General features: G+C 39.6%; 14 protein-coding genes and 2 riboswitches. Of the genes, 10 read left to right on the top strand and 4 right to left on the bottom strand.

Annotation, left to right across the window (positions count from 1 at the left end; all coding sequences use genetic code 11):
* Positions 1-40: 40 nt before the first annotated feature.
* The 6 genes from dnaX (at position 41) to thiD (ending at position 5,262) form a co-directional block, all read left to right on the top strand.
* Positions 41-1,801 carry a DNA polymerase III subunit gamma/tau gene (dnaX, locus tag IGJ03_RS10350; protein WP_002356340.1) on the top strand — a complete coding sequence of 587 codons (1,761 nt, stop codon included), beginning with the start codon at positions 41-43 and terminating at the stop codon, positions 1,799-1,801.
* A 20-nt stretch (positions 1,802-1,821) separates the two neighbouring features.
* Positions 1,822-2,136 carry a YbaB/EbfC family nucleoid-associated protein gene (locus tag IGJ03_RS10345; protein ID WP_002384048.1) on the top strand — a complete coding sequence of 105 codons (315 nt, stop codon included), beginning with the start codon at positions 1,822-1,824 and terminating at the stop codon, positions 2,134-2,136.
* 147 nt (positions 2,137-2,283) lie between these two features.
* Positions 2,284-2,372, top strand: a riboswitch (TPP riboswitch).
* Between the two features lie 140 nt (positions 2,373-2,512).
* Positions 2,513-3,001 (top strand): energy coupling factor transporter S component ThiW, encoded by a 489-nt coding sequence (gene thiW, locus IGJ03_RS10340; RefSeq protein ID WP_002356342.1) that lies wholly within the window; start codon positions 2,513-2,515, stop codon positions 2,999-3,001.
* On the top strand, positions 2,985-3,803 hold the full coding sequence (locus tag IGJ03_RS10335; protein ID WP_375804878.1) for a hydroxyethylthiazole kinase: 819 nt from the start codon (positions 2,985-2,987) through the stop codon (positions 3,801-3,803). Before thiW ends, IGJ03_RS10335 begins: the two co-directional genes overlap by 17 nt.
* The gene (gene thiE, locus IGJ03_RS10330; RefSeq protein ID WP_002387208.1) at positions 3,800-4,435 is read left to right on the top strand and encodes a thiamine phosphate synthase; all 636 of its coding nucleotides are present in this window, start codon (positions 3,800-3,802) and stop codon (positions 4,433-4,435) included. The genes IGJ03_RS10335 and thiE overlap by 4 nt, the downstream gene beginning before the upstream one ends.
* Positions 4,432-5,262 carry a bifunctional hydroxymethylpyrimidine kinase/phosphomethylpyrimidine kinase gene (gene thiD, locus IGJ03_RS10325; RefSeq protein WP_002362487.1) on the top strand — a complete coding sequence of 277 codons (831 nt, stop codon included), beginning with the start codon at positions 4,432-4,434 and terminating at the stop codon, positions 5,260-5,262. Before thiE ends, thiD begins: the two co-directional genes overlap by 4 nt.
* 92 nt (positions 5,263-5,354) lie before the next feature.
* Here the strand turns inward: thiD and IGJ03_RS10320 are convergent, their stop codons facing one another.
* Complete coding sequence (locus tag IGJ03_RS10320) at positions 5,355-5,711, bottom strand: winged helix-turn-helix transcriptional regulator (RefSeq protein ID WP_002356348.1); 357 nt, start codon at positions 5,709-5,711, stop codon at positions 5,355-5,357.
* A 144-nt stretch (positions 5,712-5,855) separates the two neighbouring features.
* Here IGJ03_RS10320 and IGJ03_RS10315 point away from each other — a divergent pair, with 144 nt between their 5' ends.
* Positions 5,856-7,046, top strand: a complete 1,191-nt coding sequence (locus IGJ03_RS10315) for an MFS transporter (protein WP_429861418.1) — start codon at positions 5,856-5,858, stop codon at positions 7,044-7,046.
* A gap of 129 nt (positions 7,047-7,175) precedes the next feature.
* Here IGJ03_RS10315 and tnpA read toward each other — a convergent pair whose 3' ends face one another.
* From tnpA to IGJ03_RS10300, 3 genes are all read right to left on the bottom strand, one after another.
* A complete protein-coding gene (gene tnpA / locus IGJ03_RS10310) occupies positions 7,176-7,631 on the bottom strand; it encodes an IS200/IS605 family transposase (RefSeq protein WP_010712524.1) in 456 nt (151 codons plus the stop codon).
* 198 nt (positions 7,632-7,829) lie between these two features.
* The gene (locus tag IGJ03_RS10305) at positions 7,830-9,191 is read right to left on the bottom strand and encodes an MFS transporter (protein WP_002382490.1); all 1,362 of its coding nucleotides are present in this window, start codon (positions 9,189-9,191) and stop codon (positions 7,830-7,832) included.
* 163 nt (positions 9,192-9,354) lie between these two features.
* Entirely contained in the window at positions 9,355-10,140 is a 786-nt protein-coding gene (locus IGJ03_RS10300) for a TraX family protein (RefSeq protein WP_002356353.1), read from the bottom strand.
* Positions 10,141-10,318: 178 nt separating this feature from the next.
* Positions 10,319-10,409, top strand: a riboswitch (TPP riboswitch).
* Between the two features lie 104 nt (positions 10,410-10,513).
* Between IGJ03_RS10300 and IGJ03_RS10295 the strand changes: the two genes are divergently transcribed.
* Genes IGJ03_RS10295 through IGJ03_RS10285 form a run of 3 tightly spaced genes read left to right on the top strand, consistent with a single transcriptional unit; the run spans position 10,514 to position 13,076 of the window.
* Positions 10,514-11,077, top strand: a complete 564-nt coding sequence (locus tag IGJ03_RS10295) for an ECF transporter S component (protein ID WP_002387204.1) — start codon at positions 10,514-10,516, stop codon at positions 11,075-11,077.
* On the top strand, positions 11,074-12,432 hold the full coding sequence (locus IGJ03_RS10290; protein WP_010777897.1) for an ABC transporter ATP-binding protein: 1,359 nt from the start codon (positions 11,074-11,076) through the stop codon (positions 12,430-12,432). The genes IGJ03_RS10295 and IGJ03_RS10290 overlap by 4 nt, the downstream gene beginning before the upstream one ends.
* Positions 12,423-13,076, top strand: a complete 654-nt coding sequence (locus IGJ03_RS10285; RefSeq protein WP_002362491.1) for a CbiQ family ECF transporter T component — start codon at positions 12,423-12,425, stop codon at positions 13,074-13,076. The genes IGJ03_RS10290 and IGJ03_RS10285 overlap by 10 nt, the downstream gene beginning before the upstream one ends.
* Positions 13,077-13,082: the final 6 nt, after the last annotated feature.

Here is a 13,082-nt window from a genome sequence, read left to right as displayed (position 1 = left end):
CGTATAATAGATAAGAATGAAAAATAAGGGAGGGTAAAAAATGGCTTATCAAGCACTTTATCGGGTCTGGCGTTCACAACGTTTCGATGACGTAGTAGGACAAAAAGCAATTACTCAGACACTGAAAAATGCGATAGTGCAAAAGAAAACATCTCATGCCTATTTATTTACTGGCCCTCGTGGTACAGGTAAAACCAGTGCCGCAAAAATTTTCGCTAAAGCGATTAACTGTAAACATAGTCAAGATGGTGAACCTTGTAATGTTTGTGAAACCTGTGTAGCCATTACGGAAGGTCGTTTAAATGATGTCATTGAAATTGATGCGGCGAGTAATAATGGCGTGGAAGAAATCCGTGATATTCGTGATAAAGCAAAGTATGCACCGACACAAGCCGAGTACAAAGTTTATATTATTGATGAAGTTCATATGCTATCAACAGGCGCGTTCAATGCACTTTTAAAAACCTTGGAAGAACCGCCACAAAATGTTATTTTTATCTTAGCAACGACTGAACCACACAAGATTCCGTTAACGATTATCTCACGGACGCAACGCTTTGATTTTAAGCGAATTAGTACGCAAGATATCGTCGATCATATGGCCCATATCATGCAGGAAATGGCTCTCGATTATGAGGAACAAGCCCTTTATGTGATTGGGCGTGCTGCGGAAGGTGGGATGCGAGATGCCTTGAGTATCTTGGATCAAACGATTTCCTTTAGTGATGAAAAAGTAACACTGGAAGATGCAATGCAAGTGACAGGCAGCCTAACCTATGAAATGATGGATCATTATATTCAGTGCTGTGTCGCCGGTGATGTTGAACGAGCATTAGAAGGCTTGGAAAGTATTTTAGGCGAAGGCAAAGAAGCGCGCCGTTTCTTAGAAGATTTGTTATTATATTGTCGAGATTTGCTGATGTATCAGCAAGCACCGAAGTTATTAGCAGAAAAAGCAGGAACTTTGACAGAAGCATTTAAGGAACTAGCTACACAAACGCCTGCTGAAAAAATCTACCAACTAATCCAAATTTTAAGTGACACACAAAATGAGATCCGCTTTACCAACAATGCGAATATCTATCTGGAAGTAGCCACTGTCAAATTAGCTAAAACGGTGCAACCCAATAAACACAACACGCCAGAAACAGCTAATCAAGATGGTAGTGCAGAGGGAAATCCAGAATTAGCAGATTTACAAAATCAAATCGGGCAACTGAAGAAAGAACTGGCTGAATTAAAGAAACACGGTGTAGCTGCTAAAGAAGCAGATGCGCCACGTCAACAAGCACGACCACAAGCGCCAAAAAGTTCGTTCCGTGTACCCACAGAACGGGTATATCAAGTCTTAAACGAAGCGACTAGAACACATTTAATGAATGTGAAAAATGTCTGGGAAGACTTACTGCAAACATTATCTGTGACTCAACGAGCGATGCTAAAGGCTAGTGAACCTGTCGCAGCGAGTCCTAAGGGCATCGTGGTGGCATTTGACTATGAGATTGTTTGTGCTCGTGCAACAGACGATGAAGAGATGCAGTTAGCTTTCAATAATAATTTAAGCCGTTTGATGGACTATACACCAGAGATGGTCTGCATTACTAGAGAAAGCTGGCCAAAACTAAGACAAAGTTTTATTAACCAAAATCAGGGCAGTTTGAATCATTCTGAACCTGAAAATGAAATGGCTCGTCTAGCGGACGAACCGCCTGTAACAAATGAACATTCACAAGAAAATCCAGTAGTAGATGAAGCAATCGCTATGTTTGGTGAAGAGCTTGTCGAAGTACTAGATGATTAATATGAAGGAGTCGAGGAATTATGATGCGAGGAATGGGCAACATGCAAGGCATGATGAAACAAGTACAAAAAATGCAAAAAGAAATGGCCAAAGCGCAAGAAGCACTAAATGAAAAAGAATTTATCGGTGAAGCCACCAATCAACTTGTGACAGCGACATTTACTGGTGATCGCACAATGAAAGATTTGATCATTAAAGAAGACGTGGTTGATCCTGAAGACGTTGATATGCTACAAGATTTAGTCATTATGGCTGTCAACGACGCGTTAGTAAAAATTGAAAAAGAAACCGAAGCAACTTTAGGCAAATACACCAAAGGAATGCCAGGATTCTAAAAAATAAGACAAACGAAAGTATGAAAAACGTCATGCCCAAAAAATCGAACTTTTTGGGCATGATGTTTTTTCTGTTTTTGTGGGAAAACTCTTTGGCAATTTTAGTAGTCGCTTCCAAAAAACTATGCTATACTAAAGCCAATTGAAGAGAAACATTTGGGGTGCTATTAGCTGAGATTATACCCATGGAACCTGAAACAGTTAGGACTGGCGCAGGGAAATGTCTTGAAATTTTGACCGATTATTGCACCCAACTACGTTTATTTGTGGTTGGGTTTTTCTGTCTTTTTCAGTCGCGCCTCCTTTTGCTTCTCGCAGAAAGGAGTTTTTTTACGTGGAAAAAAATCGAATCCACAGAGTTACGTTACTGGCTTTAATGATTGCGATGGACGTTGTATTATCGCCGTTAATGCGAATTGAGGGAATGGCCCCTATGTCCAGTGTCATGAACATTATTGCCGGAGTTTTATTAGGTCCTCTTTACGGAACGCTCATGGCACTTGTCTGCGGCTTAATCCGTATGACATTCTTAGGTATTCCGCCATTAGCGTTAACAGGTGCCGTTTTTGGCGCGTTTTTTGCTGGTTTATTTTATCAATGGGGACAAAAATTAGGCTGGTCGATGCTAGGGGAAATTTTTGGGACAGGCATCATTGGCTCGTTATTGTCCTATCCTGTAATGGTTTGGTTTACTGGCAGTAAGCAGAATTTTTATTGGTTCATTTATACACCACGATTTATTGGTGCCACACTGATTGGTTCAGTGATTGCTTGGCTTGTCTTAGTAAAACTGAAAGAAACTCGGGTATTTAAACAAACACAGGAATTATTTTTAGGAGGGTACTTTTATGAAAACAAGCGTTAAGTTTGAAACGATTTTTCCACTGACAACGGCACCATTAATTCAGTGCATTACGAATGAAATTACGTGTGAGTCTATGGCGAATGCATTACTTTATATTGATGCTAAACCCATTATGGCAGATGATCCCCGGGAATTTCCGCAGATGTTTCAGCAAACCAGTGCTTTGGTTTTGAATTTAGGCCATTTATCACAAGAACGAGAGCAAAGCTTGTTAGCAGCTAGTGATTATGCTCGGCAAGTGAATAAACCGACCGTAGTCGATTTAGTCGGTTATGGCGCCAGTGATATTCGGAGTGAAGTCGGGGAAAAGCTGGTGCACAATCAGCCAACCGTTGTGAAAGGAAATCTTTCAGAAATGCGGACTTTTTGCCAGTTGGTGAGTCATGGCCGAGGAGTGGATGGCAGCCCTTTGGATCAAAGTGAAGAAGCAATTGAGGAACTGATTCAGGCTTTACGTCAACAAACGCAAAAGTTTCCCCAGACGGTATTTTTAGCAACAGGGATTCAAGATGTTTTGGTTAGCCAAGAGCAAGTGATTGTCTTACAAAATGGCGTTCCTGAGTTGGATTGTTTCACTGGCACGGGCGATTTAGTCGGCGCATTAGTTGCCGCTTTATTAGGTGAAGGCAACGCGCCAATGACTGCGGCAGTAGCCGCAGTGAGCTATTTTAATCTTTGCGGAGAAAAAGCCAAGACTAAGAGCCAAGGGCTGGCCGATTTTCGCCAAAATACGTTAAATCAGTTATCTCTTTTAATGAAGGAGAAGGATTGGTTTGAGGCGGTGAAAGGACGAGTGCTATGAGAGAGCAATTGAAAGTTTATTTGGTGACAGGCCGGTATGATTTTAGTGATACTGAATTTTTAAAACGAATTGAAACTGCTTGTCGCAGTGGAGTGACATTGGTCCAACTGCGCGAAAAGGAAGTGTCAACACGGCGCTTTTACGAATTAGCAGTGAAAGTTAAAGTGGTAACAGATGCGTATCAGATTCCGTTGATTATTAATGATCGTGTCGATATTTGCTTGGCAGTGGATGCAGCAGGTGTGCATATAGGGGATGATGAATTACCGGTTGCTCTTGTGCGAAAACTGGTTGGGTCCACAAAAATCGTAGGTGTTTCAGCCAAAACGGTGGCACGAGGAGTTGAAGCGGAAAACGAGGGCGCCGATTATTTAGGCGTGGGCGCAATTTTCCCCACAACGACTAAGGACAGTCCGTTAACTTCTTTGCAGACACTTTCTGAAATTGCCGCAGCAGTCACGATTCCTGTTGTAGCGATTGGTGGAATCAAAGAAGAAAATATAGAACAACTTATGGGAACGGGAGTGGCTGGTGTTTCACTGGTCAGTGAAATTATGCTGGCTGAACAGATAACCGAGAAAGTTCAAGGGTTGATGCGTGTAACGGAGCGAATGTTGGAGGCGAGAAAATGACCGAATATAATTTGACCCCACAAGTAGTCACGATTGCTGGTTCTGATTCTGGTGGGGGAGCTGGCATGCAAGCAGATTTAAAAACATTTCAAGCACGGCAGGCATTTGGCTTAAATATTGTCATTGCATTGACGGCACAAAATACGTATGGCGTGCAAGATAGCTTACCGATTCCTAGTTCATTTATTGATGCACAATTCCAATCACTGGCGGCTGATTTTAAAATTGGGGCAGCGAAAACGGGGATGTTAGCAGATAGTGAGCGTGTCGAAGCTGTTGTTCGCAATTTGCAGAAAGTTGATTTTGGTCCGTTGATTGTCGATCCTGTAATGGTGGCTAAAGGTGGACATCATTTGTTAGAAGCCGAGGCAGTTCAAACGATTAAAGAGCAACTGTTGCCATTAGCAACGGTCGTGACACCTAATTTACCAGAAGCGGAAGTTTTACTAGAGACGACCATCAAGACAGAACAAGAAATGCAGACCGCAGCAAAAAAATTACAGCAATTGGGCACAAAAAATATTATTATGAAAGGCGGACATAGCACAAATCAACAAGCGGCTGATTATGTGTTAATGGAAGACGGTTCGAGCTTTTGGCTAAGTGCACCACGAATTGTAACGAAAAATACTCATGGAACAGGAGATACTTTTTCAGCGTGTATCGCAGCCGAATTAGCAAAAGGTACGCCGTTAGAAGCGGCGATTGTGATTGGCAAACAGTTTATACAAGGGGCCATTAGCCAAGCAATTTCTGTTGGACATGGTCACGGACCTACTAATCATTGGGCCCAATTAACGCAAGATATTCAAGTTATTAAAGCATAAGAAGAGCCTGGGGAAAAATCTAAAATGATTTTTCCCCAGGCTTTAAATAGCTTAAAGCTCCCTCTTAATATAGTTTATAAACGTTTTGTTCACTAATCTTCACATTTTAAATAAATTTCTTGGCCTTGTTCTTGCAAATGAGCCACGTGGGATTCTCCCCAATTACATAAGTTATCTAAGACAGCAGAGAGGCTTTGACCATAATCGCTTAAATAATATTCGACTTTTGGTGGAACTTGGTTGTAAACTTTCCGCTCGATAATGTTGTCTTCTTCGAGTTCCCGTAATTGTTGTGTCAGCATTTTTTGACTAATGCCAGTAATACCGCGTTTTAAATCGCTGGGGCGCATGGCGCCGTGCCGTAAATTACACAGAATAATTGGTTTCCATTTACCGCCAATAACATCCATCGTTGCTTCGACACCAATCGCATATGTACGAGTTTCCAAAAAACATTCCTCCTTAATAGGTTGATAATAACCAAAAGTTACTAAAAGGTACCTATGATACAAAAAAGTAGGTACTTATCAAAATTTCAATCTTAGTATATAGTAATTTTTGTTGAAATTCAAATGTTTTTTAGGAGGAAGAGAATGGAAAAGAAAATTTCACCAAATTTAACGCTCTTTGCATTAGCTATCAATGCTTTCGCAATCGGTTCAACAGAATTTATTAGTGTGGGTTTATTACCAATGATTGTTAAAAGTTTTCATATTAGTCTTTCCCAAGCAGGTTTGACTGTTTCTTTGTACGCTTTAGGTGTGACGATTGGGGCGCCGTTATTAACAATTTTGACAGGAAAATGGAATCGTCGCTCATTAATGCTGGGGATTATGCTTCTTTTCATTAGTGGGAATTTAATTGCTGCGTTTGCGCCAACGTTTATTATTTTATTGGTAGGGCGGATACTTTCTGCATTGGCGCATGGCATTTTCATGTCTGTTTCGACTGTCATCGCCGCAGATGTTGTGCCGCCATCACGTCGTGCCAGCGCCATTGCTATTATGTTTACGGGCTTAACGGTTGCAACAGTGACTGGCGTACCTTTAGGGACGTTTATTGGGCAACAAACAGCTTGGCATATGTCCTTTCTTTTTATAGCCAGTATTGGCTTGGTGGGACTGATTGCTAGTTATTTTTTAGTTCCCAAAAATTTACCGATACCAGGGAAGGTTGACATAAAAGGAATCACGCGGATTTTTACGAACAAACCCCTCGTTTTCTCTTTTCTAATTACTGCTTTTGGTTATGGTGGAACGTTTGCTGCATATACGTACTTGTCACCGTTATTGGAAAATTTAGGCTTTTCAGCCAACGCGGTAGTGATTATTTTAGTTGTTTATGGCGTAATGGTCGCAATTGGCAATACAGTAGGTGGTCACTGGGCAAATAAAAAACCTTTAGATTCGTTAGTAAAAATGTTTAGCTTATTAATTCTGTCCTTAGTCTTTTTATTCATTACTGTTTTAATGGATAACAGTCTTCTAGGCTTATTAGCAAGTTTGATGTTGGGCCTATTTGCCTTTATGAATGTACCTGGTTTACAACTATATGTTGTAGAATTAGCGGAAAAGTATGTTCCAGAAGATATCACTTTGGCCTCAGCTTTTAATATTGCAGCCTTTAATATTGGGATTACCTTCGGCTCAATGACAGGTGGGGTGGTCACAGATCATTTATCAGTAACATATACACCGATTTTTGGTGGTTTTATCGTGCTAATTGCTGTCTTGTTCGTACTTTATATTCGGAAGCAAGAAGAACAAAAAAACAACTATCTTTAGAAAGTAAATATCCACCCGCATAGCGGGTGGCTTTTTAATAGCCCTAGAAGGGCTCGCTACCTGCTGCTCCCTTTAAGGGAGCTTTTTTTAGAGACCGCCAACCGCTACCATTCTATTCTTATCTAGTTGTTACTTCCTAAATGGATCTTTATACTCTCTTTTGTTTATACTATCCCTTACTCGATCTTCTGCTTCTTGTTCTCGTATATACTTAGCTATCGTTTTTTGGTTCAATCCTACAGTGCTCACATAATAGCCTTTTGACCAAAAGGATCGATTTCCATAATTGTATTTTAAATTCGCATGACGTTCATGAATGATTACTGCACTTCTTCCTTTTAAGAAACCCATAAAACCTGATACACTCAACTTCGGCGGAATTCTTACCAACATATGGATATGGTCGGGCATTGCATGTGCTTCAATGATCTCGACTTCTTTCATCTCACACAATTTCCTTAGTATTTTCCCTATATCTCGCCTCAATTTACCATAGATTACTTTTCTTCTATATTTTGGTGTAAACACAAGATGATACTTACAATTCCAACGAGTATGTGCTAAACTTTTATCGTCGTTCGACATTCAAAAACTCCTTTCGATTTGATAACGGTTGGTAGCCTTTATCTATTATATCGAAAGGAGTTTTTATCGCTAAAGCTCTGGCCTCCACGCGCAGTACGCGTGGTTTTTTTGTCGAAATCTCTTTAGAGATTTCAACTGACTAAAGTCATAAACTAAAAAAAGCAGCTGGTCACTATGGAACTGACCAGCTGCTTTTTTTTAAGCTTTTTTGCGGAAATAATTCCAGCAAGCAATTAAAACAATTACTAATAAGGTTAACAAGAAAATCAGAGAAATGAGGGAGCCCATCGTTGTCCCCTGAGCAAAATTATCTGCGTGGTCTTGAGCGATATTAATAATCGTCGCTACAATGGCCGTCGCAATAGCGCCAGAAAATTGTTGAAGTGTATTAAATAACGTATTGCCGTCGCCAAAATCTTTCTCCTCTAACAAGCTCATACCAGTCGTCATCATATTACTGTATGCAAAACCTAGACCAATCATATAGGTAACATGTCCAGCGACGAATCCTAATAAAACAGGCATCTCTAGTAAAATTGTTAAAGCTAGCCAACCGATTGTCGCCAAACTTAAGCCAAATAATATAGGTTTTTTAGCGCCGTATTGATCCAACACTCGTCCAGAAAGTGGTGCCAAAATGGCCCCAACTGTAGCACCTGGCAGCATGACTAGCCCAGCTACAAACGCATTTTTTCCAAGGACGATTTGAACAAAATTTGGTAAGACAAAGGAAATACCTAACAATAAGAATTGACAAACTAAAAAGCCACATAAAAATAAAACGAAGGCGGGATTTTTTAAAATTGTCAAACGAACTAGTGGCTGTTCAGCGGTCGTTGCTCGTTTATAAAAAATAACAAAGCCAATAACAGCTGCCAGAAGTGAAAGCCAGCCAAACAATGTGCCAATTTTACTTAAAAACATCAACAAACCACTAAATAACAGGGCAATACCAATTAAACTAACCAAATCAAGAGTGGTGGTTTTTTTAACAGGTATTTCTGGAATAGCAGATAAGCCCATAAACAAAGAAAGCAGTAAAATAGGAATTAAGAATAAAAAGATGGCGTGCCAAGACAGGGAAGATGTTAAGATTCCACCATACGTTGGACCAATGGCTGGAGCAATTGAAGTGGTCAATGTGCCTACCCCCATCATCGTTCCTCGTTTTTCCAGCGGGGTAAAGTTCAAAATAATATGAAACATCAGTGGCAAAGCAATCCCAGTGCTAGCCCCTTGGAAGAGTCGGCCTAATAACAAGATACTGAAAGATGGCGAATAGACATCAATCGCTAAACCAATCAAAAAGAAAAGATTCGCAACAATAAATAAGCGTCTTAACGAATAGGTTTTTAATAAATAATTGGATAAGGGCACCATGATAGAAATAACTAATAAATAAATCGTTGTCACCCACTGCACGGTACCGGTGGAAACACCAAATTCCTTTGTTAATGTCGGAAAGGTTACATTCATTGCTGTTTCAATTAATACGCCAGCAAAAGACATAATTCCTGTCGCTAAAACGGCAGGGAATAATCGTACGTTTTTTTGTTCCATTTAATCACCTCTATAGTTTTCATTTTTTCGTAAAAAAATAGAAGCAGTTTCTATAAGAATAGAAACCGCCTCTCTCTCGACACGCAACTTGCGTGTTATCTGTACGATTTGTTTACATGTTGCATTGTAAACAGTTTTTAGGCAATCGTCAAGCAGAAAATAATTAACGTTGCATGAAGAAACTAATAATTGCAAAAATAGCAATGTGAGCTGGATAGAAAATATAAAAGAAATTCCGCATGCCACGGCCTTTTTCACCATTATAAAGAACAATTGGAATCGCTGCTAAAATCATCATCCATTGGTGGTTCACCCCGAATAGTTCTTGGAAATTATAGCTGGCTGCTGAAATCAACGCAACAACGCCAATTGCTGAAATTTGTAACCACTTTTTGCCATGGAATAAATAAAAAGCTACGGCCAAGAGAACAAATAAAAACCCACCTTCTGTCATCATTAGTGATGGCACAATCAGATTGAAAATTTGGAAACCAATTAAGATAGCAGGGTTGCTTAATATGTCTGGAGAACTAAAAACAACGAGAGGTAGGGCACTGATTAATAAAGGCACAATAAACCAAAGAAGCCCTTTACCAATTTGTTTTTGTTTAAAATAGTCCATAGACTGCATGTAGACCGTACCTAAAAATAACGTCCCAAAAATATTATTGATAATTAAGCCACCTGTTGAAAAATACGCATTTAAAATGCCGTTCAGAATCCCCATAATCCAGAAGCCTAACAATAACCGGAACATGTATTTTCGCCGATTGCTTGTGTGAATGAAGCCTTCAGAACTTTCAAATAAGAAAATAGGTGCAGCAATTCGTCCAATCCATCCGAACCAACCAGGCACGCCTAAAAAACTAAAAAATTGCAATAGATGGTCAAAGACCATTGAAATAACCCCAATGACTTTCAAATGAAAGCCAGTTAATGTTTTACCCATAGTATAAACGCCTCTCTTTCATAAAGAACAATATAACAAAGTCCAGAAAAACCAACCATTTATTTGCCTAACAGTTATCTTACAAAATTGTTTGATTTCTTCAGCTTTTGATGAAAGAAAAAAGTGCCAAGACTAGTTTTTATAATTATTCTATGCTATAGTAAAAGTACATTTTAATAAAAAACATTTGGGGTGCTGTTATGGCTGAGATGATACCCATTGAACCTGATGCAGTTAGTACTGTCGCAGGGAAATGCCGATTTACTTTGATTTTTCACGCACTCATTCTGTCCTAGGATGAGTGTGTTTTCTTTTATCAGGGTTTATTTAAGTCACTCCTTTTGCTTTTTGTTAAGAGAAAGGAGTTTTTTTATTGAAAAAATGGTCATTGCAACAAGTCGTCTTACTCGCTTTTTTAGCCTTTTTGTTTGGCGGTGTTTTTATGGGGGCAGGATTCCTCTATGCGTTATTGAATGCTGCGCTGTTACCATTAGGACTGAGTCCATTTGCCAATGAGCTTTTATTTGGAATGTGGACCATGGTGGCACCAATTGCAGCGATGCTGATTCCACGAGCGGGAAGTGCTGTTTTGGCGGAAGTTTTAGCCGCTTTGGCAGAAATGCTTTATGGTTCGTATTTCGGTCCTAGTGTATTAATTTCTGGTGTGATTCAAGGTCTAGGTAGTGAAAGTGGCTTTTTGGTGACACGCTACAAACGGTACGATACACTAACGTTATTTTATAGTGCGATTGGGACGACTATTTTTAGTTATGTGTATGAATACTTTAAGTTTGGTTATGGCAATTACGGACTGGGGATGAACATTGCTTTAATTAGCGTTCGGTTCGTTTCTATTTGTTTCTTTGGTATTTTCTTAACGAAAGTTATTTTACGAATGTATCAGTCTGCGCAAGGGTTAGCTGTGAAGGCAAAATGAATAGTATCCAATTAAAAGCTGTGTCCTTTTCACGAGAACAACCCTTGTTTGAAAAGACAAATTTAGCAATTCCTCAAGGAACGTTTTCCTTATTAATTGGCGATAGTGGTAGTGGAAAATCAACGCTCTTACGATTGATTGCCGGATTTGCTCCGCTTGATTACCAAGGAGAAATTTTGATTGAAGGAATGGAGCGCCGACAATTATCAACTCGTGAAAAGGCGCAAAAAATTGGCATGCTGTTTCAAAACCCCAGTCAACAATTTACAATGAAAACCTTGGAACGAGAACTGATTTTTGCTTTAGAAAATTTAGGAATCTCGCCTGAAGAAATGAACCGAAAAATCCAAACAGCGCTTCAACTTGTTCAGACTCAAACCTTATTCACACGAGAATTAGCGACGTTATCTGGTGGTGAAAAACAAAAAGCGGCGTTGACAGTTCTGCTAGCAATGAACCCAGATATTCTTTTATTAGATGAACCTTTTGCAAGCATTGATCCAACCTCTCGAAAACAATTTATTCAAATTTTAGCAAGACTCCATCAAGCAGGCAAAACGATTTTGGTGTGCGACCACGATTTCAACGATTACGCTGATGTTGTGGACCAAGTCGTCACGTTGAAAAATGGCCAGTTTGAAAAGCAACCGTTGACGTTTATCAAAACAAAACCGCAGACATTTCAGCTTACAACTTCTGTGGTAAAACAACCAATGCTCCAATTGAAAAATTTTCGTTTGTCTCAGGGAAAACGAGTGCTACTTGAAGAAAAAGAAGCGCTTTTTTTTAAAGGAATTACCACGTTGACGGGGCCAAATGGGGCGGGGAAATCCACCTTATTAAAAGCCATCGTTCAGAGACAAAAATATCAAGGAAAAATGTTCTTGGCGGGCCGCCGCTTGCGGGCTTCAAAAAAATTGTATCAACACATGACATTAGCGGTGCAACAAGCCAATCGTCAGTTTGTCACGTTGACTTTACGAGAAGAGCTTTTGTTTGGTCAGAACATGACAGCAGAAAAAAGAAGAAAACAAGAGGAAGCCTTAACTTTTTTAGGTTTAAAAGAAAAACTAGAGTACAGTGTTTTTCAACTAAGTGAAGGGCAAAAAAAGATGGTGCAATTAATTAGTTTGCTGAGCTTAGATTTGGACTGTTTACTTTTAGATGAACCTTTTGCTGGATTAGATGAGCGAGCATGCAATTATTTTGTTGAATGGATCAAAGAAAAAAGTGCGCAACAAGATTTTCTAATCGTCACGCATCGGCTAGAACCTCTCTCTGGCGTGAGCAATTACCGAATAGAATTGCTGCAGCAACAACTGATTATCTGGCAGGAGGGAACCACATGCAAATAAAGCAAACAAATGCAGCAATTTATGCTTCTTTGATTCTTATTTTGACCTTTGAATTATCTTTTTCTCAGTCAATTTTGGCAAATTTGGCGGTTTTTATGGGTTGTGTCATTTTTTTAATAGGCCAGCGAAAATCCCGCTTACTGCTTTGGTTATTTTTCTTGCCACTTTTACCAGCAATCGGGACGTTTTGGTCTATTTATTTGCATGGTACGAGTAGTCAACAAGCCTGGCTTTTGTTTAGTCGAACGTATGCCTTTGCCGGTTTAGGACTAGCTTTTGCTGTAGGCGTTGATTTTGAAGAATTATTGTTGTTATTGGAACAAAAGGGGCTAGCACCAAACTTTGTTTATGGAATTTTAGTGGTGGTTCACGCCTTACCGGAAGTGAAAAGAGAAATTAATGATTTAAAAGAAGCAAGCCTACTCCGTGGCAAAACGTTTCATTTTTGGTCGCCGATGCTTTATGTTAAAACACTGCTCGTTGCTGTTTCTTGGCGAGATAAATATACGGAAGCAATGTCTGCCCATGGCTATGAAGAAGGAGCCACCAGAAGTCGAAAAGAGCATTTTGTGTCAGCAAAAGTCAGTCTGGGGCTTGCTATTTTGATCATCATTTTTACAAATTTGTTTATTTTTCTAACGTAAAGGAGA

This window comes from Enterococcus sp. DIV1315a (genome assembly GCF_051712325.1).
GTDB lineage: Bacteria > Bacillota > Bacilli > Lactobacillales > Enterococcaceae > Enterococcus > Enterococcus faecalis.
Note: the sequence above shows the minus strand (reverse complement) of the source record. Positions and strands in the feature narration are given on the sequence as shown.

Excerpts from the sequence above, each read along its gene's own strand:
- dnaX (WP_002356340.1), top strand. The coding sequence starts at position 41 with ATGGCTTATCAAGCACTTTATCGGGTCTGGCGTTCACAACGTTTCGAT.
- IGJ03_RS10345 (WP_002384048.1), top strand. The coding sequence starts at position 1,822 with ATGATGCGAGGAATGGGCAACATGCAAGGCATGATGAAACAAGTACAA.
- thiW (WP_002356342.1), top strand. The coding sequence starts at position 2,513 with ATGATTGCGATGGACGTTGTATTATCGCCGTTAATGCGAATTGAGGGA.
- IGJ03_RS10335 (WP_375804878.1), top strand. The coding sequence starts at position 2,985 with ATGAAAACAAGCGTTAAGTTTGAAACGATTTTTCCACTGACAACGGCA.
- thiE (WP_002387208.1), top strand. The coding sequence starts at position 3,800 with ATGAGAGAGCAATTGAAAGTTTATTTGGTGACAGGCCGGTATGATTTT.
- thiD (WP_002362487.1), top strand. The coding sequence starts at position 4,432 with ATGACCGAATATAATTTGACCCCACAAGTAGTCACGATTGCTGGTTCT.
- IGJ03_RS10315 (WP_429861418.1), top strand. The coding sequence starts at position 5,856 with ATGGAAAAGAAAATTTCACCAAATTTAACGCTCTTTGCATTAGCTATC.
- tnpA (WP_010712524.1), bottom strand. The coding sequence starts at position 7,631 with ATGTCGAACGACGATAAAAGTTTAGCACATACTCGTTGGAATTGTAAG.
- IGJ03_RS10305 (WP_002382490.1), bottom strand. The coding sequence starts at position 9,191 with ATGGAACAAAAAAACGTACGATTATTCCCTGCCGTTTTAGCGACAGGA.
- IGJ03_RS10300 (WP_002356353.1), bottom strand. The coding sequence starts at position 10,140 with ATGGGTAAAACATTAACTGGCTTTCATTTGAAAGTCATTGGGGTTATT.
- IGJ03_RS10290 (WP_010777897.1), top strand. The coding sequence starts at position 11,074 with ATGAATAGTATCCAATTAAAAGCTGTGTCCTTTTCACGAGAACAACCC.
- IGJ03_RS10285 (WP_002362491.1), top strand. The coding sequence starts at position 12,423 with ATGCAAATAAAGCAAACAAATGCAGCAATTTATGCTTCTTTGATTCTT.